The following is a 20,344-nucleotide window of genomic DNA, read 5'->3' as shown; positions in this document are numbered from 1 at the left end:
TTATCCTATAGCTTTTATAATAAACAATGGGGTAATTACCAGGTTAAGTATCAGCATTATTACCCCTAAACCAATGTTAAATGTGCCTCCTTTTTTAAACAGGGCCCAACCCAGTATAATACCCCCGAATAAAAGCATGGCGGCGTCAAAATAAACCATAAAGGAAATGTAGGGAATATGAATATCTATTTTGAATACATCAAATATATCCGGCAGGTACAGGTAGATATCATATAAACATAATAGATATAAAACTATACGGAATGCTTGCTTATTCATACAAAAACTTATCCATCTAAAATAAACAAAAAAAGCCGCCCGGTTGGGCGGCTGTATGCAAATAGGATTACAATTACGCTTTTTTATCGGTCTTGATCACGTGTGTGATCATCGATTGCACCTTCTCCTGCTTTTGGATAAACTTGCTGTTATTATCCGCTTTATTCAGGTGCGGGGCAATAACCAATGACACTATGGACATCAGTTTGATCAGGATATTCATGGACGGGCCCGAGGTATCTTTAAACGGATCGCCCACGGTATCGCCTGTTACCGATGCCTTATGCGGTTCAGATTTTTTGTAGTATATCTCGCCATTTATTTCCACCCCTTTTTCAAATGATTTTTTGGCGTTATCCCATGCACCGCCGGCATTGCTCTGGAAAATTCCCATCAGCACACCCGATACAGTTACACCTGCCAATAACCCGCCCAGCACTTCGGGTCCAAATGCAAAACCTATAACAATAGGGGTTATTAAAGCGATCATGCCAGGGGCAACCATCTCACGGATAGAAGCCTTGGTAGAAATGGCCACACATTTTTCATATTCGGGCTTAGCCTTGTATTCCATTATACCCGGTATCTCTCTAAACTGGCGTCTAACCTCTTCTACCATCGCCATAGCCGCACGGCCTACAGCCGATATTGCTAACGCCGAAAAGATGAAAGGGATCATACCGCCTACAAATAAACCTGCCAATACATTAGCTTTGTAAATATCAATATGCTCAATACCTGCTACACCCACAAAGGCCGCAAACAACGCCAGCGATGTTAACGCGGCCGAAGCTATTGCAAAACCTTTACCGGTGGCTGCTGTAGTATTACCCACGGCATCCAAATTATCTGTACGGCCGCGCACTTCTTCGGGAAGGCGGCTCATTTCGGCAATACCACCCGCGTTATCCGCTATCGGCCCAAAGGCGTCAATAGCTAATTGCATGGCGGTGGTTGCCATCATACCGGCTGCGGCAATGGCCACACCATACAGGCCTGCAAAAAAGTAAGAACCGTATATACCGGCTGCTAAAACTAAAATCGGCAACACGGTTGATTCCATCCCTATGGCTAAACCACCTATAATATTTGTGGCATGCCCGGTTGATGATTGTTTAATAATACTCATTACCGGACGCTTACCCATTGCGGTATAGTACTCGGTAATAATGGACATCAGCGTACCTACTACCAATCCCACAAGTATGGACATAAATACGCCGGTTTTAGTAAACACCAGTGAACCCGCTTTAAGATCGGTAGTACCCGGAATAACATCCCTGGTTAAATGGAAATTACCATCAGGCAGCATCCACATTACCACAAAATAAGTAGCAATTGCTGTTAATATGATGGATGTCCAGTTACCAATATTTAATGCTTTTTGTACACTGTCGGTTTCCTTTTTTATTTTCACCATAGATGCACCAACAATAGAGAAGATCAACCCTAATCCGGCTATCACCATAGGTAAAAGTACCGGGGCAATACCGCCAAAATTATCAGGCGACACGATCTCGCGGCCCAGAACCATGGTAGCAAGCATAGTAGCTACATAGGAGCCGAACAGATCCGCACCCATACCGGCTACGTCACCCACGTTATCGCCTACGTTATCGGCTATTGTTGCCGGGTTACGTACATCATCTTCGGGGATGCCTGCTTCCACTTTACCTACCAAGTCGGCACCTACGTCGGCAGCTTTGGTATAAATACCGCCACCTACACGCGCGAAAAGCGCTATTGATTCTGCTCCTAACGAAAAACCCGCCAAAACATCCAGCGCTTTGGCCATTGCCTCACCGTTAACACTGCTGCCTGCTACCTGTACCACATAAACCTGGTAAAACACAATAAACAGCGAGCCTAAACCGATAATTGCCAAACCGGCAACACCCAAACCCATAACGGTACCACCTGTAAATGACACCTTTAAGGCTTGCGCCAAACTGCTTTTTGCCGCCTGTGTAGTACGAACGTTTGCTTTGGTAGCTATACGCATACCTATAAAACCCGCAAAAGCTGATAAGAAAGCTCCTATCAAGAAAGACACTGCGATAACCGGGCTTGATGTGGCCACAGTAGTACCCGAGTACGCCAGCAATAAACCGGCAACTACTACAAAGTAGCCCAGTATCTTCCACTCTGCCCGCAAAAATGCCATTGCCCCATCAGCAATGTACCCCGCCAGTTGATTCATGGAGGCATCACCCGTTTCCTGTTTGGTTACCCAGGCAGATTTTACTGCCATCACCAGTATCCCGATAAGTCCAAATACAGGAATTAAATAGATTAAGTAATTGTTCAAAAGATCCATATTTATTAATTAGTTTATAATGTGCTGTACAATTTTACACGTAGCGTGTAAATATAATTGGCTCACGCAAAATAGTAAAATTAATTTCTCCGCAATAGCCTGTAATAATTTAAAGTTTTTGAATAGCTTAGGACTTTAAACTCAACTATTGATGGCAAAAAACACAGGTCAACCTAAAATGAAGCACGAGCTGAGCCTGCTCGACGGCACTATGCTGGTATCAGGCTCCATGATCGGCTCCGGTATTTTTATCGTAAGCGCAGATATTATACGTAATGTAGGCTCATCGGGTTGGCTAATTGCGGTATGGCTCATTACCGGTTTCATGACCCTCACCGCGGCCCTTAGCTACGGCGAGTTAAGCGCCATGTTCCCCAAAGCGGGCGGCCAGTATGTTTATTTAAAAGAATCATATAACAAGCTTATAGCCTTTTTATACGGATGGAGTTTTTTTGCGGTGATACAAACAGGTACAATAGCCGCTGTTGGCGTGGCATTCTCTAAATTTACCGCCTACATTATGCCCGGTTCTTTAAAGTATCTGGTTAGTGAAGACTATATCGTATTAACTACAGGTGCCTTTAAAATCAGTTCGGCACAGCTCGTATCTATCCTGATTATTATCTTACTTACCTATATAAATACTCGTGGTGTTAAAGAGGGTAAGCTTATACAAACCACCTTTACCCTTACCAAAATTTTAAGCCTGTTCGGGTTAATAGGTTTTGGCTTTTTAGCATTTAAAGGTGATATATGGAACGCCAACTGGACCAATGCCTGGGATCTGCACCATCTTAATACCGATGGTACCTTTACCAGCCTTACTATGGGTGCTGCACTGGGTGCCATAGCCGCTGCCATGGTTGGATCCATTTTTAGCAGCGATGCCTGGAACAGCGTAACCTTTGTAGCCGGCGAAATGAAAAACCCCAAACGCGATGTGGCACTCAGCATGATGTTCGGTACTATTATAGTTACGGTAATTTATGTACTGGCTAACGTAGTATATACAGGCGTACTTTCGTTACATGATATTGCAACTGCCGACAAGGATCGTGTAGCCGTAGCGGCATCGCATGTTATATTTGGTAACGCGGGTACTTACGTTATCGCGGTAATGATCATGATATCTACCTTTGGCTGTAATAACGGATTGATACTATCAGGCGCCAGGGTTTATTATACCATGGCAAAGGACGGATTATTCTTTAAACGTACCGGTACGCTAAACAAAGCATCTGTTCCGGCATTTGGGTTATGGATACAGGCATTGGTTGCATCGGTACTTTGCCTGAGCGGTAAATACGGCGACCTGCTGGATATGATCTCCTTTGTAGTAGTGCTGTTTTATATACTTACCATAGCGGGCATTTATATTTTGCGCGTAAAACGCCCCGCTGCCGAACGCCCGTATAAGGCATTTGGCTATCCGGTATTACCCGCCATGTATATTTTAATGGGTATAGCTTTTTGTATTTTATTAGTTATTTACAAACAGGAATACACTTTATATGGTTTAGGTATTGTACTGATAGGAATTCCTATCTATTTTATATCACAACGCAACATCACGAATGAGGATAAACCGGACTTGGTTAATTAGTTTTTTATTTATTGTTACCAATGCGGCACAGGCACAAACCCTGGAACAAAAATTACAAACCGCATTTGAGCGATTGCAGCAGGACGATCAGTGTAAATACGCTACGGTTTCCTTAACGGTTTTGGACACAAAAACTGGCGCACAGGTTTTTGCGGCAAACTCCGAATTGGGCCTTAACCCGGGTTCAACCATGAAAACCGTTACCAGTATTACCGCATTTAATGTTTTAGGGAAGGATTATCAGTTTAAAACACAACTGGGTTATACAGGTACTATCGCAGCTGATGGCACACTTAACGGCGATATTGTTATAAAAGGTGGCGGCGACCCTACCCTGGGCAGTTGGCGCTGGGAAAGCACCAAAGAAGCGCACGTATTATTTTTAATGACGGATGCCATAAAAAAGGCCGGTATAAAAAGAATAAACGGCAGTATAATTGGCGATAACGGGGAAATTAGTCATCAAACCATACCGGATGGATGGATATGGCAGGATTTGGGCACATATTATGGCGCGGCCATTGCCGGACTTTGCTGGCGCGAAAACCAATTTGATATAAAGGTACATACCGGCAGCGTTGGCGACCCGGTTACCGTTACAGGCACAGCTCCCGATATGCCTTACCTGAAATTTAAAAGTGAACTAACAACAGGGGCCGCCTATACCGGCGATCAGGCTTACCCTTATTTACCTGCTTTTAACAGCAATGTAATGCGCGTGCGGGGCACATACGCGGTTGATCAAACCAAAAACAGGGTATCGGCATCCGTACCTGATCCGGCTTATGATGCCGCACTGCGCCTTTCAGATACCCTTAAAAGCATAGGCATACCGGTGATGGAACTGCCTCAGTCATCACTGATGTTGGGCGAACAGGGTAAACCTGTACCACAGGCTACCCGAAACCTAACCATCATTAACTCTCCTGAATTAAGCAAAATAGTTTACTGGCTCAACAAAAAAAGCATTAACCTTTATGCCGAACAATTATTGGTTACCCTTGGCGCTAAGCTGGGTAAACCGGCTGATCCTAACAATGCCGTACAGGCATTAAAGGATTTTTGGGAAGCCCGTGGTATCGATCCTAACTCTATGAATGTGTTTGATGGCAGCGGCCTTTCGCCTCAGGATCATATCACCACGCTGACTATTGCCCGCATATTACGCTCCGCCAAAACAGCAAGTTGGTTCGATTACTTTTACGACAGTTTGCCCATATACAACAACATGCACATGAAAAGCGGCAGCATCAACAGTGTACAGGCCTACGCGGGTTACCAAAACCATGATGGCCGCGACCTTTGCTTCTCCATTATGGTAAATAACTATAATGGTTCCGGCAGTGGCATACGTTCAAAAATGTTCAGGCTATTGGATGAATTGAAATAATATGGACCCAAAAATCATGTTAAATTAATACCATGCTGATAAGAAATCAAATTTAATTCCTTTACGGTTTTAAATTGCTTATCAGCTGTTATGAGTGGCATATTATAAACTATTGCGGTAGCGGCAATTAAAGCATCAGGAAGTTTTAAATGATATTTTCTCCGGATTTCAACATACTTTTCTTTGATCAATTTATTAATTGATAAGATAGAACAGTCATTTAAAACTTCCACTATTTGTGATTCTTCTTTTGAACTAATATTCTTAAACCCCAGGAGTTCCAGTTCAGTAATAAATGAAAGATAAAGGTTTTTTCCTTGCAGAATTTGTTCTAATGTATCACTACCATCCAAAAGGTATAAGATGATGTTAGTATCAACGAGTATCTCTTTCCCACTCATCTCTTAATTTTTCCTGGATAGTTAAAGCATCCCCTTTAAATTTCAATGTACCATTGTATTTTTTCGCGTTAAATCCACCTAAAGCTTTTTCTTTATATAAAGCTTTTTCGATAGCATCAATCTCTTTTTTGCTGGCACCTTTTTTTAACACTAATACCATAATATCCTTATTTATAACAAAAATAACAAAAACACTTTTATAAAGCTAAATACTTTTCAGGACTTAATACTGCCTGCTTATTGGGCTTTACACCGAAGTTTTCGTATGTTTATATAGATATATAACGTCAAAAAAAGGTATTATTTTGAGCAATAATCGGGTTTTTGCGCTCTGGTTTCTAACTTAAGTTTGTGTTATAATTTTCGATCATGGAAACGCAAAAAAATATCAATTACGAGCGCATAGCCGAAGCCATTAACTATATAAGGCTGAATTTCAAAAGCCAGCCCAATCTGGATGAGGTAGCCGAAAAGGTAAACCTTAGCCCTATCATTTTCAACGCATGTTTACGGAGTGGGCGGGCATCAGTCCAAAAAAGTTCCTGCAATACCTCAGTCTGGATTATGCCAAAAGCATCCTGAAACAACAGCAGGCCACCCTTTTTGATACCGCTTACGAAACCGGACTTTCCGGAACCGGTCGCCTGCACGATCTGTTCATTAATATTGAAGGTATGACCCCGGCCGAATATAAAAACGGCGGCCGCGAGCTGAACATCAATTATAGTTATGCCGAAAGCCCTTTCGGTAACATCATTGTAGCATCAACCGCAAAGGGAATTTGTCACCTTGCCTTTGCTGATGACCGCGACGAGGCCTTCAGCCAGTTACATGTGCAGTTTCCGAACGCGGTTTACACACAGGTGGTAGATATGGCACAGCAAAATGCCCTGCATATCTTCACTAAGGATTGGTCGCAGCTGCAGGATATTAAACTGCATTTAAAGGGTACGGATTTTCAATTAAAAGTATGGCAGGCCCTGCTCACCATCCCGGTAGGCGGATTAAAAACTTACGCTACCGTTGCCGAAAAAGTAAAAATGCCAACAGCAAGCCGTGCCGTGGGCAGTGCTATTGGTGCAAACCCGGTAGCCTTTCTTATCCCCTGCCACAGAGTAATTAAATCAACCGGGGAGTTTGGCCAATATCATTGGGGAGCCAACCGTAAATCGGCGATCATAGGCTGGGAGGCAGCGAGTTTAAGCACCATAGAAGTTTAACGGGATGGATATAAAGCAAAGAATTGAAGCGGCCCACTGGGCAGAGGTAACCGAAAGTATGAATGAGAGAGGTTATGCCTGCATTCCAAAAATACTTTTAACAGAGGAATGCAATAGCCTGATCGCAAGTTATGCGGATGACAGTTTGTACCGCAAAACCATAACGATGGAAAAGCATGGTTATGGCCGTGGGCAGTATAAATATTACAACTACCCGCTGCCCGGCATAGTACAGCAATTACGTGAAATGGTTTATCCGCATATTGCGCCCGTTGGCAATAACTGGATGGATGTATTAAAAATTGAAAAGCAATTCCCTGCTGCTTTAAACGATCTTACTACGCTTTGCCATGAGCATAGCCAAAACCGGCCTACCCCATTAATATTAAAATACGCGCAGGGTGGTTATAACGCTTTGCATCAGGATCTATACGGCGAGATATTCTTCCCGATGCAGGCGGTGGTATTTTTAAGCGAGGCGGGAAAGGATTACCACGGAGGTGAGTTTGTTTTGGTAGAACAACGCCCCAGAATGCAATCGAAACCTATTGTACTCAAGCCCGGCAAAGGCGACATGCTGATATTCACCACCAATTTCAGGCCGGTGATGGGTAGCCGGGGTTATTACCGGGTGAATATGCGGCATGGTGTGAGCGAGGTAATAGCAGGTAACAGGCATACGCTGGGCATTATTTTTCATGATGCGGCATGATAGCACATACCGAGCTTGGAAACAACCTTTTTGGCAGGGCCCGACAACTAAAATATAAATTAACCAATGGCGAAATACGCTTCGCCGGAAACCGCAAACTAAAAATTTATGGAACGTTGCAATGCACATCGGGTAAGCGGATGAAAGCGGCGAACCGGATTTTCTTTATCAGCGAAACTGAGGCCTTAAATAACGGATACCGCCCTTGCGGGCACTGCATGAAAGTAAAATTCCTGATATGGAAACGCCTTAACGTATAATGTAAATAGCATTATTACGTTAGCTGATTATATTTGTTGAAAGTTTACCTATGCTGAAAAGATTGTACCTGCTGCTTATAGCCGTTTTTATACTAAGCGCGGCAAAAGCGCAAACTGCCGACGATGTTTATAACAAATATCTCGATTTTAATCTGGCCCGACTGCAGGGCGAAACGTCAAAGGCTATGGATCTGGGGCAGGAAATTGCACCTAATTCGGATAAACTTACCGATAAGGCACGTATAAGTTTTTATTACTCTATCGGCAAGTTATATGAGGATGACAGCCAAACCGGCAAAGCTTTAAGTTATTACGAAAAAGTGGCCGCTGCAGTACCGGATTATTATGTAGTGCAACGCGCATTAGGATATATATACGCCAAACAGGCCGAAGCTATTGCCGATAAGCTTAACGCGGCAAAGTCGGACCCGGCAGAAAACAAAAGACTTACTGCACTTTATACCGAAGCGGTAAAGAAGGCATTACCCCATCTGGAAAAGGCTCAGGCCTGTGATCCGACTGATGAAACGCTGGCGCGTATAAAAGTGCTCTACAAAAACATTGGTGATACAAAAGCAGCAAGTACATTAAAAGCCCGTTTGGCGGCAATGGCTAAAAACTGTATCGATCTCCTCTCCGATCAATAAATTTAAAACTCCAATGGTTTACCCTGCTGAGGATAAATAATATTTACCCCAAGCTGATTCTCTGCCTTTATTTCATTTTTTATTTTTTTGATGCTTGCCTTTGGTGGCTTAACATGCGTTACCACTACATTTAAACCGTTTAAGGGCATACCCGTAATTTCCTGCAACCTGCCAAGTTCGGTCATTAGCAAGTGTGGGGTAAGGTGGCCAAACAAACTTTTCTCCGGTTGCTCATCCGGGAACGACACCTCTATCATTATCGCTTTTAACTTATGGGCTTTTATTAACGGCGCAACCGCCTGCCAAAGGTTTTGCAGGTTATGGCTCTTCTCTACCGTATCGGCCCCGGTATCGCCAAGGTACAACAGGTAATTGTCCTTACTCCTCACCAAAAAAGCGGCGCTCTGCAAATTGGAATGACTCAATTGGTAGATCTGCACCTGCATTTCGGTATGGGCAATGGCTACCTCGTTACCGGGAGCTAAGGACTGGTAATGATATTTTTTTAACAGTGGCGCTTCTCCTTCATCCGCGAAATTGGCCCAGCTTTCCCAGGTGAAATAGTGAGTTTTTATAGTTTCGAGGCAGCTTTGCAAGCCGTATATGGTTTTGGTACTGTCGTCGGGGGCGTTGATGATCAGTCCTGCTACATGGTCAAGGTGGGCATGCGAAATAAAATAGCCTTTAATGTATTGTTTCAATACCTGTTCGGCAGGTACGGTAAAAGTTTTACTGGCAACGGCTTTAACAATACCATCATGCAGTGTTCCGGCATCTAAACAAATATAATTAGTTGAGCCAACAGGGGCTACCATGTAAGCGGAGAGGTTGCTTTCATCTATACCGCCTTTAACACCCAATGGCACCACACGGAAAGCGGTATTACCCTGCGCGCAAACGCAAAATGGCAACATTAAATAAAGCAGGAATATGGTTATGTTTTTATACATATATATAGAAGTATACACCTTGCAAATTACTAATCAAACAGAAAATACGGTCGATAATTTCTGCGGATTTATTACTTTGGCATCATGAAAATCAGCCGTATTGCCGCTAAAACCATTGTACGCATATTTTTAATATTGTTACTGGCGGCGCTTATACCGTTTATAAAAGGCGATAATGAAAAACTAAAGCACCTTTATTTAATGCCCGCTCATATCTGGACACTGGCTTTCCCTATATTGCTTATTCTCGGTTTTATTGTTCTGCTGGTGATGTGTACCTTAAAAAAATACAGCAAGCCCGATCTTAACTGGCTACTGTTTATCAACACACTGGTGCTAATAGCTTACGGAGTAACTTTATATATAAGCATAAGCCGTCTCATCAGTTAATATTATTCGGTTTTCATTCTTTTTTCCGCCGCTGGTTTATACTCATAATCGCCGCCAAGCAGGTAACCCCAGGGCTTTAGGCTATCGATACGATCAAACACGATCTTAAATATGGCAATTACGGGAATGGACAGGAACATGCCCGACAACCCCCACAGCATTTCGCCTAAAATAATACCTATGAAGGTGATCAGCGCGTTCAAACGTACTTTTGAGCCAACTATTGCCGGCAATAAAAAGTTAGCGTCAACCGCGTGTATACAAACCACGCTTATAGTAACTGCCAGGGTATCGCTTAAAGTACCTGTGGCAAAGGTTACAATAACGCTTAAAAGCAAAGCAGTAAAAATACCCAGGTACGGAATGATATTAAAAAGCCCTACAATTAAACCTAATAAGGTGGCGTATTTAATGCCGATTATCCAAAAGGCGGCCATAGCAGCGCTGGATACAATGATCATCTCCAGCAACAGCCCTAAAATATACTGGCGCAGTATGTTTTGCACATTCTCCACGATATCCATCACCAGGCTGGAGTTATCTCCTTTAAATACCGCTATAGTAAACCTCAACAGCAAGCGTCTGTAAAACAATATAAAAAAGGTAAATACCAATATAAACACGTAAAACAGCACCAATGATGATATGGCGCCGAATGTAGTACCTAACACCGTGCCGCCCGAAGCAATTATTTTTTTGGTGGTATTATTTACATAAGCTATCTGTTTGGTTTCGGTAACGTGGAAGGCGTGTTGTATCCATTCCTGCAGATCTTTTAACGATTGTGACACCTGGCTTTGCAGCATGGGCCAGTCGTTAGCGATATTTGATATTTGCGCACCTACCATATACAGTATACCTCCAACAAAAATCACCATTAACAGTATCGACAAAAAGGAAGATGCACTGCGGGGCAGCCGTAACTTCCGTTCGAGCAAATTGGATACAGGCAAGAGTAAAATAGCGAACAGGAAACCAAAAATAAGCGGGTCTACCAGTTCCTTGGCTGATATAACCAGATAACCAAGTATGCAAAAGCCGATAAGAATGAGGGCGAGTCGTTCATAAAACGGGGCTATTGTTTTTTTTGTCGGCATGGTGTATTAATATATTTTTTAGTTGGTACCTGATTATAAATGTGCGATAAATAACTTATAAATTATTGTTTATTTTCTCTATTATGCCGGCTATGTAGTTATCCACTATTTTACCCGGCTGCTTACTGAATTTTTTTGTGGCGCGGTTAGCCAGTATCACGTTAAATGATATAGCATGATGTCCCAAACTTTTTGCCAGTCCGTAAATGCCGGCGGTTTCCATCTCCAGGTTGGTGATGCGTTTTTCTTTATAAGCAAAGCCTGCTATCATATCCATTAAACCGGGTACGGCCGTTAAGGCCCTTACCTGCCTGCCCTGCGGCGAGTAAAAGCCCGGCGAAGTTATAGTGATACCCCGGGCGATATCTTTAGCCAGCTTATCCAGCAGCATGGGTGATGCCGGGGCCAGATAAGGTTTCATAGCAAAATGAGAAGGGAATACCGACGTAAATTCGTTAAGCATTTCCTGCTCAGCTGCATTGTTTTCTGTTTTGTAGAAACCCATCAATGCATCCAAACCAAAGGCCGCTGATGATACAAGCAAACTATCCACCGGTATATCGGCTTGTATGGCGCCCGATGTTCCTATACGTATAATATTCAATTGCTTTAATCGTGCATTTGGCGTTCGTGTGTTAAAGTCGACATTGACCAGCGCGTCCAGTTCATTTAGTACAATATCAATGTTATCGGTCCCAATCCCGGTAGAGAGTACCGTTATCCGCTTTTTACCAACATATCCGGTATGCGTAATAAATTCGCGCTTGCCTTTTTTAAGCTCAATACTATCAAAATACTTACTCACCTCACCAACCCTGTCCGGGTCGCCTACGGTTATTACGGTATCAGCAACATCCTCCGGCAGCAGGTTTAAATGGTAGGCGCTGCCATCAGCATTCAGTATAAGGTCCGTTTCCGATATAATTTCCATACGCATAATTAAACACAGCAAAACTATTATAGTTATTTAAACTTTATTATTTTTTTTAACTAACAAACACAGCGACATGTATATACTTTGGCAGTTATTTTGCTAATATTTTTATGTAACTAAAACTTAATAATCATGGCAAAGTATTCAGAAAAAGCAGGAGAAAAGGTTGAAAAGACCATGCACGAAATGAAGGAAGGAAAACTGAAAAGTGGCAGCGGTAAAAAAGTTACCAGTAAAAAACAGGCCGTGGCCATCGGTTTATCCGAAGCGCGTAAAGAGGGAGCCAAGGTTCCCAAGAAAAAATAATTGCTGATACTTTAAAAGCCCGGATGCGGGCTTTTTTTATTCGCGGTAATCTTTATAAAATTCGTTGGCTACCCAATCTTCCAGTTTACCCTCTTTATCCCGCTGTATCAACCGGTCTACATCAAAATCCTTTCTTTTGGTGGGCTCTGTTGAATATTTGGCCATCATGGCGCGCAAAGCTACTAAGGTGGCTTTGTTAACATCAAAATCTGCCTTGTGCTGCAGGGCGTATTTAGAGTATTGCGCCATATAAGTAAAACCAAGTTCAGGGTTCCTGTCTGATAGCAGCATTACCGATTCGGTAAGCCTTACGGTAACGGCGGGCGTACCTTTTACCCAGCTTAAAAAAAATTGGGTAGCGGCTTCCCGCTTTTTTGGCTGTGCGGTCCAGGGCATCTGGTTCATCCAATCGGCAATCTTTATAATTTCGGGTTCGTAACGTGCATAGTCTTCATCAGAATTAAAATGATAATTTTTGGGTATATCAATATTCTGGGCAGATGCCTTTATGCAGGTTATTAGCAGCAACATAAAGCCCGATCTGATGATTTTTTTCATTATTTTAAAGCCTGAACCCTATTATTAGGCTATTATAAGCTCAACTGAAAATTAAGGAGTTCTTTTTTAATATCAAAATGTTGTTTTGATGATTTGATTACCTTTTATTTCATTGTAAAGGCATCTATAATTTGCATTAATACAACTGCCTCGTCAATAGTGCAGGGATTTGGCCCCTCATCCTTAAAATAGGCAACTATCTTTTCTATCATGGGCTGCTGTATATGTTCCGGATGGGTAAAACTGATAGTTTCTTCGCCTGTTTCAGTTTTGCAGGTTACATACTTACCAAAAAAAGGAAAGGTAATGCGTCCCTTTGTGCCGATGATCTCGCAGGTATCCGTAGTTTCGCTTTCGGCAACATTAAAGCACCAGGAGCCGTTAACCACCACCTTGTTCTTAAATACTATACTGCCACACACATGGTCGTCCGCTGCGCTGCTGTGTGCCTGGTTTAAACTATAGCCGCTGTACTTTTCGGGCTCACCAAAAAAATAAAGCATCAAATCGAGCTGATGTGGTGCCAGATCATGAAAATATCCTCCTCCGGATATTTCCGGCTGCAGGCGCCAGTTGGTTTCGCTGTCGGCAATCAGTTTTGGTTCGCGTTTTTGCCACATCCTTATTTGCACGGTTCTTACCTCACCAACGGTTTCGTTTTCCAGTAAGGTTTTTACATGCAAAAACATGGGCAGGGCACGGCGATAATGGGCAACGGTTAACTTAGCGCCACTTTGCCTAACTGCATCCGCCATGGCTACAGCTTCCTGCGCATTGCGGGTAACGGGTTTTTCTACATAAACATTGATGCCCTGTTTGATAGCTGCTAAAGCATATTCCAGATGAAAGGCGGGCGGGGTAGCTATAGAAACCGAATTAACGTCCGCATCATTCATCAACTCCCCGGCATCGCTATACCAGCGGGGTACACCGTGGCGTTTGGCGTAGTCGGCAGCCTTTGCGGCATCGCGGCGCATAACCGCTACCAGGCTGCTGTCTTCGATTTTATTGTAGGCTTGTCCGCTTTTTACTTCGGTAACATTGCCGCATCCAATTATACCCCATTTTATCGCACTCATTTAGTAGCTGTTTTACTTTATCATTGCCAGTAACTCGGCATCACTAATAATTGGTATATTTAGTTTGGTGGCCTTTTCCAGTTTGGCCGGACCCATATTATCACCGGCAACCAAGTAGTTCAGTTTAGCGGATATACTGCTTAAAATTTTACCGCCGTTCTGCTCTATCATTTCTTTAAGCTCCTCGCGCGAAAACCTTTCGAACACGCCTGAAATAATAAAGCTTTGCCCGGCCAGTTTTTCGCTTGCCAGCTTTACTTCGCGCTCCTCGGCAACAAACTGTAATCCGCTTGCCTTAAGTTCTTCTATTTCCCGGCGATGTGTTTCATCAGCAAAATAAGTGGTAATACTTTGGGCTATGCGTTCGCCAATTTCGTCGGCAGCGGTAAGCTCTTCGGTACTTGCTGCCATTAAATTATCAATATTTTTAAAATGGGCAACCAGCTTTTTGGCTACCGTTTCGCCTACATAGCGGATCCCTAAGCCAAAAAGCACTTTCTCAAAAGGCATCTGTTTAGATTTCTCTATACCTTCCAGCATATTATTGATGGATTTTTCGCCAAAGCGGCCCAACTGTTTCAACTCATCCGCATGCTGATGAAGGTTGTACAGATCGCTAATATGGGTAATAAATCCTTTTTGATACAGGGTATCGATGGTTTCATCGCCCAGGCCATCAATATTCATGGCCTTACGACTAATAAAATGCTGCATTTTACCTACTATCTGCGGCGGGCATCCTTCGTCGTTAGGGCAGTAATAAGCAGCCTCTCCCTCCTGCCGCAACAGTTCGGTGTTACAAGCCGGGCAATGGGTAATATAGTAAATGGGCTTGGCACCGGGTTTACGCTTATCCAAATTTACGCTGATGATCTTGGGGATAATTTCGCCGCCCTTTTCCACGAAAACGGTATCGCCTTCGTGCAGCTGCAGCCTTACGGTTATTTCGTCGGCATTATGCAGGGTGGCGCGTTTTACGGTGGTGCCGGCCAGCTGTACAGGTTTTAAATTAGCTACCGGTGTAACGGCTCCGGTACGGCCAACCTGGTAAGTTACTTCTAACAGTTCAGTTTCTACCCTTTCGGCCTTAAACTTATAGGATATGGCCCAGCGCGGCGACTTAGCGGTAAAACCCAGCTCGTGCTGCTGCGCGTAACTGTTCACTTTAATAACAATACCGTCAATATCATAACTCAGGCCAAAACGGTCTTTATCCCATTTGGTAATAAATTCCATTACCCCGTTAATATCGGTGCAAAGCCTGCTGTGTTCGTTTACATGAAAACCCCATTGCTTTACTGCCTGCAGGCTTTCCCAATGAGTTTTGAACACCGGTTTATCCGTATATAAAAAGTACAGAAAGCAATCCAGCGGGCGTTTAGCCACCTCGGCAGAGTCCTGCAGTTTTATGGTACCCGATGCGAAGTTACGCGGGTTTGCATAAGGTAATTCTCCGGCATCTATACGCTCGTTGTTTAATCGTTCAAAAGCCTTAAGGTGCATAAAAACCTCGCCCCTTATCTCAAACATATCCGGATAGTTACCGGGTGCTAACTTTTTGGGTATGCTGTGTATGGTGCGGACGTTGGTGGTTACCTCATCGCCTTTGGTGCCATCGCCGCGGGTTACCGCACGCAGCAGTTTGCCGTTCTCGTAAGTTAAGCTCATGGATAAGCCGTCGAACTTCAGTTCGCATACGTACTCAAAGTTATCGCCTATGGCTTTGCGCACGCGCTGGTCAAACTCCAGCAACTCCTGCGCGTTATAGGTGTTCCCTAAGGATAGCATTGGCCAGCGGTGCTTTACTGTAACAAACTCCTTGGTAATATCGCCCCCTACCTTTTGGGTTGGCGAATCGGGGTCGGCAAATTCCGGAAATTGCTTCTCCAGCACGTTTAACTGCTCCAGTTTTTTATCAAAATCGAAATCGGCAATGGTTGGCATTGCCAGCACATAATAGTTGTAATTGTGCTGCTTAAGTTCGGCGGTAAGCGACTCAATCAGTTTTTTTGCTTCAGCGGGCGACATGGAAACGAAGATAGTTTTTTTAGCTTACAGTAAATAAAACATAGCAGTGCATTTTACTAATTTGCTGGTAGCCTGTATCAATACTTTATCGTGATCACCACGGGGTAATGATCTGACGGGGTGCGGCCATGATAGGTATTGGTAAGTATACCATAACGGGTAACCTTAAACTGTTTGCTCACAAAAATATGATCGATACGGCTGTGGCCTGCGGTATTGGCATCAAACCCGTTAAAGGTGTTTGACGGTGCCAGTTTTACAGGCGATAATTCGTAACTATCCTTAAATAAGCCGGAATCGTTCAGCACCGCATAACTGTCGGAAGTTTGATCAACATTAAAATCTCCGGTCACAATGGTTGGGGTGTTACCCGCCATTTCGCGTACTTTGGTTAATACCAGTTTGGAACTTTCTTTACGGGCGATAACACCTATATGATCCATATGGAGGTTGAAGAAGAAAAATTTAAAGCCTGTTTTTTTATCCTGAAATTCCGCCCAGCTGCAAATACGGGGTAATACCGCGTCCCAGCCTTTATTTGGTCGGTCGGTAATGGTGGACAGCCAGAAATCGCCGCTTTTGAGGATCTTGAATTTATCAGCCTTATAAAAAATAGCGGAATGCTCTCCGCCATTTTTACCGTCATCGCGTCCGGCTCCTATCCATTTGTAACCCGGCAGGCTATCGGTGAGGTTATTCAGCATGTGGTAAAGACCTTCCTGTGTGCCAAATACGTCCAATTCATTAAACATGATGAGCTGCGCAATATTGGGATACCGTTGCCGCCAGCCGTTGCCTGCAATGGAATCAGATTTGGCATCGTACCGCAGGTTATAAGTACCTATATTTAATTGCTGTGCCTGTGTTAACGAGGTGCTGGCCAATAGCAACAGGACAATAATGATGAATTTGTTTTTCATGGATGATTTGTTTTATAGTTATTAATTTTAGTTTCGGCTAAAGCAGCAGACAACTGTTGTTTTATATGTTGGTTTAACCATCGGTAATGATCCTGTTTTTGAAGTTTCAATATTAGGGAGCTTATGTTTACGCTGCAATAAATTTTTAATATTTATTGCTACACTTCGCCTTCGCGCTTTCTGATAAACCATTCGGTGCTCAGCAATAATACTATCAGCACGAACACCCATTTAATATCTATCAGCTCGCTGTAGTGTTTATCTTCGTAAACCACGGTTTTAATATTTTCATTCTTACGGATAAGCCCGGCCAGTTGATCAATCTGCGATGGATACAACATTTGCCCGCCCGACCGTGCCGAGATGCTTCTTAACAAAGCATGATCCGCAGTGCTTTGCCGCGCCTCCAGATTGAGCGGTTTAACGGTTATTATCCCCTTGGCGCTGTATTGTTCTTTTCCGTTTTTAACGTTTGCCGCGTAAGTATAATCGCCCACGGGCAGGCTGCCCGCGTTCAGCTGATAACTTTGCCCCGAGCGTGTAAATAAAAAGCTGTAGTTTTTACCATTCTGATTTTTAAGATTAATACTTACATCCGGGGTATTGATGAGTTGCAAAGCATCGTTATATAATTCGGCATTCAGCAGGATATTCTCGCCTTCGTCAAACACTTGCTTAGCAGGATAAACCCTGAACCTGTTACGGTTGGCATTGGCGGTTAAATACTGTACAATTTGCGTAAGCAATTCCTCTACCGCATGGTGGTTACCATAGGTTTGGTAACCCGCCAGTTGCCAGCGCCATAAACCCTCGCCTGCCAGTGCCGCTGTACGCCTGCCGTCGGCTTCGCTAAACGCCAGCAAGGGATAATTAGTGGCAATATTCCCTATTTTTTGTTTCAGCAATACCGATGCGGATGCCGGGCTTTGGTAGATACCAAAAGGTGCCAGCAGGGGCGGCATTTTACTTATTTTGTTTTGGGTAGAATCCGAGAGTGTAAAGGCTGAAAACCCTGCGGCGGGCTGCGCGAAAACTTCCTGCGCATCAGACCGCGAGGTACTTATCTGTATTGCTTTTTGCGCGTTATTAAACCCGTTAACGTCAGTTTGCATGCCTGCTATATACCATACGGGCATTTTACTATCGATAACTGACTTTAACCGGGGGTAGCTTGCTGCCGAGGGCTGGTAAAGTATAGCCATGCTATAATCGCTGAGCTTTAGCGAGGCGAGGTCATCTGTTAAGCCGGTAGTTACCTCAAAGTTCTTGTCGCTTTCTATACCCTGTTTTATCACGCTGATATCAGGGTGAGGTGCATCATACACCAGCAGTACCTTTTGGCGGGCGTCCAGCACTTCTACATAAAAGGTTTCGGTATTGTTTTGCAGGGATAGCTCGTTACTTACCGCGCTCAGGGTTACCGTAAACTTGCGCATCCATTTTTTATCGGCATTCAGTTTCAGCTGAATTATCTTTTTAAAAGCATCTGATGTTATGCCGATATTTTGGCTGTGTACCTGCCTGCCATCTTCAGTTACGGAGAGGTGTATGTTTTCGCCCTTGCTCTGGTAGGCTTCTGCCAACAGCTCCACCTCAAAATCGTTACCCAAAAAAGCGGTCTTATTATAGTTGATGTTGCCGATAAGCAGATCGCGGCGGGGTATGGTATCACCTTCGGCAATGGTATAAATGCTGGTTTTTATATTGCGCGCCTCGTATTGCGGATCGGCGCCTATGTTATACAAACCATCGGTAGCCAATATCAGCGCGCCTATGTTGCGGTTCACAAAACGCTCATTAAGCTGGCGCAGCGCTGCCGAAATATCGGTTTGCCTGCCATTATACGTGTTCGACAAACCATTGTGCAGCTCCTTGTCAAAATTAAATTCGTGTACTTCGTATTCGTTGCCTAATTGGTTTTTAAGGGAATTTAAAGCCCCGGCAGTATTAGGTTTAGCCGGAGTTTTCCCAAATAACTTTATGGATTGTGAATTATCCTGAGCAATTAATATCAATGGTTTTTGGGGCAGATAACTTACCGACTTAATCAGCGGGGAAAGTAATAATACTGCTATGAGGGTAACCACTATGGCTCTTACGGCAAAAAGCGCATACCGTGCCTGCTTTGCCAGCCGCACCGGCTGCCGGTACATCAGCCAGGCGTATAACAAGCCAAGCACTAAACAGGCAGGCAACCACCATCCGGAAACCGATTCCCAGGTTAGTGACATCTTTTGTGAATAGTGAGTTGTGAATGGTTAGATAAACGCATAACATCCATACCCGCAAAATGCGAATTTATTGTGAATGGAATGAATTAAATCCCAACAAAAAAGCCAAAACCCGAATGGATCCTGACTTTTGAATTTTTAGTTTTGAATTTAAAATTAAAGCATTCCGCCGTCAACAGGGATAACCTGCCCGGTAATGTAAGCGGCCATATCTGATGCCAGGAAAACACAGGCATTGGCAACGTCTTCAGTTTCGCCGGCACGTTTAAGCGGGATAGCCGCTGCCCAACCCTCTACCACTTTAGGATCCAGTACTTCGGTCATTTCGGTGCGGATAAAACCCGGTGCTACCACATTGGTACGGATATTACGTGAGCCTAATTCCTTAGCTACCGATTTTGAGAAACCGATGATACCTGCCTTTGAAGCGGCGTAGTTAGATTGCCCGGCATTACCTTGTACCCCTACTACCGAACTCATGTTAATAAACACCCCCTGGCGGTTTTTCATCATGATCTTAGATGCCGCTTTGGTTACATTAAATATAGATTTCAGGTTAACGTTCAGCACATCGTCCCATTGCTCTTCGGTCATGCGCATGAGCAGGCCATCCTTGGTGATACCCGCGTTGTTCACTACAATGTGCAGTGTGCCAAAATCGGCCACAATATCGTTGATCAGTTTTTCGGCCTCGTCGAATTTGGATGCATCGCTGCGGTAACCTTTTACGGTAGTGCCAAAGCCTTGCAGTTCCTGTTCTAAAGCCTGTCCTTTTTCAACAGACGATAAGTAAGTGAATGCTACGTTGGCGCCATGCTCGGCAAATTTCTCCGCTATTTTACGGCCTATTCCTTTAGATGCGCCGGTGATCAGCGCTGTTTTTCCTTCCAGTAATTTCATAGTTTTATTATGATTTTGCAGGGGGTGAAGATAGGGAATTAGTAGGAAAGTCGGAAGTCCGGAAGACCGAAAGACGGGAAGTCCGGAAGACCGTAGTAAGTCAAGTAGATAGTAAAAACACG

The 20,344-nt window shown here is 43.7% G+C and carries 21 protein-coding genes; 8 read left to right on the top strand and 13 right to left on the bottom strand.

Annotated elements, in window-relative coordinates:
- Window positions 1-279: a hypothetical protein gene (locus I5M19_RS15675; protein WP_200067302.1), complete on the bottom strand. Its 279-nt coding sequence runs from the start codon at window positions 277-279 to the stop codon at window positions 1-3.
- Between the two features lie 73 nt (window positions 280-352).
- A complete protein-coding gene (locus tag I5M19_RS15670; RefSeq protein WP_200067301.1) occupies window positions 353-2,596 on the bottom strand; it encodes a sodium-translocating pyrophosphatase in 2,244 nt (747 codons plus the stop codon).
- 151 nt (window positions 2,597-2,747) lie between these two features.
- On the opposite strand from I5M19_RS15670, the gene I5M19_RS15665 reads away from it, so the two are divergent.
- Both I5M19_RS15665 and dacB read left to right on the top strand, forming a co-directional pair.
- Window positions 2,748-4,199, top strand: coding sequence for an APC family permease (locus I5M19_RS15665; RefSeq protein WP_200067300.1), 1,452 nt, complete (start codon window positions 2,748-2,750; stop codon window positions 4,197-4,199).
- On the top strand, window positions 4,171-5,589 hold the full coding sequence (gene dacB / locus I5M19_RS15660) for a D-alanyl-D-alanine carboxypeptidase/D-alanyl-D-alanine endopeptidase (RefSeq protein ID WP_200067299.1): 1,419 nt from the start codon (window positions 4,171-4,173) through the stop codon (window positions 5,587-5,589). The genes I5M19_RS15665 and dacB overlap by 29 nt, the downstream gene beginning before the upstream one ends.
- A 14-nt stretch (window positions 5,590-5,603) precedes the next feature.
- Here dacB and I5M19_RS15655 read toward each other — a convergent pair whose 3' ends face one another.
- Together I5M19_RS15655 and I5M19_RS15650 are read right to left on the bottom strand one after the other, a co-directional pair.
- Window positions 5,604-5,990, bottom strand: coding sequence for a type II toxin-antitoxin system VapC family toxin (locus I5M19_RS15655; protein ID WP_200067298.1), 387 nt, complete (start codon window positions 5,988-5,990; stop codon window positions 5,604-5,606).
- Window positions 5,965-6,150 (bottom strand): hypothetical protein, encoded by a 186-nt coding sequence (locus tag I5M19_RS15650; RefSeq protein ID WP_200067297.1) that lies wholly within the window; start codon window positions 6,148-6,150, stop codon window positions 5,965-5,967. Before I5M19_RS15650 ends, I5M19_RS15655 begins: the two co-directional genes overlap by 26 nt.
- A gap of 343 nt (window positions 6,151-6,493) precedes the next feature.
- Between I5M19_RS15650 and I5M19_RS15645 the strand changes: the two genes are divergently transcribed.
- The 4 genes from I5M19_RS15645 to I5M19_RS15630 are packed head-to-tail and all read left to right on the top strand — an operon-like array spanning window position 6,494 to window position 8,829.
- Entirely contained in the window at window positions 6,494-7,210 is a 717-nt protein-coding gene (locus I5M19_RS15645) for a bifunctional helix-turn-helix domain-containing protein/methylated-DNA--[protein]-cysteine S-methyltransferase (RefSeq protein WP_317193241.1), read from the top strand.
- 4 nt (window positions 7,211-7,214) lie between these two features.
- Window positions 7,215-7,922, top strand: a complete 708-nt coding sequence (locus I5M19_RS15640; protein ID WP_200067296.1) for a 2OG-Fe(II) oxygenase — start codon at window positions 7,215-7,217, stop codon at window positions 7,920-7,922.
- On the top strand, window positions 7,919-8,182 hold the full coding sequence (locus I5M19_RS15635; RefSeq protein WP_200067295.1) for an Ada metal-binding domain-containing protein: 264 nt from the start codon (window positions 7,919-7,921) through the stop codon (window positions 8,180-8,182). The genes I5M19_RS15640 and I5M19_RS15635 overlap by 4 nt, the downstream gene beginning before the upstream one ends.
- A 50-nt stretch (window positions 8,183-8,232) precedes the next feature.
- Window positions 8,233-8,829, top strand: coding sequence for a tetratricopeptide repeat protein (locus I5M19_RS15630; protein ID WP_200067294.1), 597 nt, complete (start codon window positions 8,233-8,235; stop codon window positions 8,827-8,829).
- Between the two features lie 2 nt (window positions 8,830-8,831).
- Here the strand turns inward: I5M19_RS15630 and I5M19_RS15625 are convergent, their stop codons facing one another.
- Window positions 8,832-9,779 carry an MBL fold metallo-hydrolase gene (locus tag I5M19_RS15625; RefSeq protein WP_200067293.1) on the bottom strand — a complete coding sequence of 316 codons (948 nt, stop codon included), beginning with the start codon at window positions 9,777-9,779 and terminating at the stop codon, window positions 8,832-8,834.
- A gap of 84 nt (window positions 9,780-9,863) precedes the next feature.
- Here I5M19_RS15625 and I5M19_RS15620 point away from each other — a divergent pair, with 84 nt between their 5' ends.
- A complete protein-coding gene (locus I5M19_RS15620) occupies window positions 9,864-10,169 on the top strand; it encodes a hypothetical protein (protein ID WP_200067292.1) in 306 nt (101 codons plus the stop codon).
- A 2-nt stretch (window positions 10,170-10,171) separates the two neighbouring features.
- On the opposite strand, the gene I5M19_RS15615 is transcribed toward I5M19_RS15620, so the two are convergent.
- Together I5M19_RS15615 and I5M19_RS15610 are read right to left on the bottom strand one after the other, a co-directional pair.
- The gene (locus tag I5M19_RS15615; protein ID WP_200067291.1) at window positions 10,172-11,266 is read right to left on the bottom strand and encodes an AI-2E family transporter; all 1,095 of its coding nucleotides are present in this window, start codon (window positions 11,264-11,266) and stop codon (window positions 10,172-10,174) included.
- A 55-nt stretch (window positions 11,267-11,321) separates the two neighbouring features.
- Entirely contained in the window at window positions 11,322-12,197 is an 876-nt protein-coding gene (locus tag I5M19_RS15610) for a nucleoside phosphorylase (protein ID WP_200067290.1), read from the bottom strand.
- 135 nt (window positions 12,198-12,332) lie between these two features.
- On the opposite strand from I5M19_RS15610, the gene I5M19_RS15605 reads away from it, so the two are divergent.
- A complete protein-coding gene (locus I5M19_RS15605; RefSeq protein ID WP_183551407.1) occupies window positions 12,333-12,506 on the top strand; it encodes a DUF6496 domain-containing protein in 174 nt (57 codons plus the stop codon).
- A gap of 36 nt (window positions 12,507-12,542) precedes the next feature.
- On the opposite strand, the gene I5M19_RS15600 is transcribed toward I5M19_RS15605, so the two are convergent.
- The 6 genes from I5M19_RS15600 to fabG form a co-directional block, all read right to left on the bottom strand.
- The gene (locus tag I5M19_RS15600) at window positions 12,543-13,064 is read right to left on the bottom strand and encodes a hypothetical protein (RefSeq protein WP_200067289.1); all 522 of its coding nucleotides are present in this window, start codon (window positions 13,062-13,064) and stop codon (window positions 12,543-12,545) included.
- Between the two features lie 104 nt (window positions 13,065-13,168).
- Entirely contained in the window at window positions 13,169-14,143 is a 975-nt protein-coding gene (locus tag I5M19_RS15595) for a Gfo/Idh/MocA family protein (protein ID WP_200067288.1), read from the bottom strand.
- A 12-nt stretch (window positions 14,144-14,155) separates the two neighbouring features.
- Window positions 14,156-16,171, bottom strand: coding sequence for an NAD-dependent DNA ligase LigA (gene ligA / locus I5M19_RS15590; protein WP_200067287.1), 2,016 nt, complete (start codon window positions 16,169-16,171; stop codon window positions 14,156-14,158).
- 77 nt (window positions 16,172-16,248) lie between these two features.
- Window positions 16,249-17,091: an endonuclease/exonuclease/phosphatase family protein gene (locus I5M19_RS15585; RefSeq protein ID WP_200067286.1), complete on the bottom strand. Its 843-nt coding sequence runs from the start codon at window positions 17,089-17,091 to the stop codon at window positions 16,249-16,251.
- Window positions 17,092-17,249: 158 nt separating this feature from the next.
- A complete protein-coding gene (locus I5M19_RS15580) occupies window positions 17,250-19,322 on the bottom strand; it encodes a hypothetical protein (protein ID WP_200067285.1) in 2,073 nt (690 codons plus the stop codon).
- A 156-nt stretch (window positions 19,323-19,478) separates the two neighbouring features.
- Window positions 19,479-20,222 carry a 3-oxoacyl-[acyl-carrier-protein] reductase gene (fabG, locus tag I5M19_RS15575; protein WP_200067284.1) on the bottom strand — a complete coding sequence of 248 codons (744 nt, stop codon included), beginning with the start codon at window positions 20,220-20,222 and terminating at the stop codon, window positions 19,479-19,481.
- Window positions 20,223-20,344 lie beyond the last annotated feature (122 nt).

Origin of the sequence: Mucilaginibacter segetis (assembly GCF_016522075.1) — a bacterium.
GTDB classification, from domain to species: Bacteria; Bacteroidota; Bacteroidia; order Sphingobacteriales; family Sphingobacteriaceae; genus Mucilaginibacter; species Mucilaginibacter segetis.
This window is presented reverse-complemented; position numbering and strand designations above follow the sequence as displayed.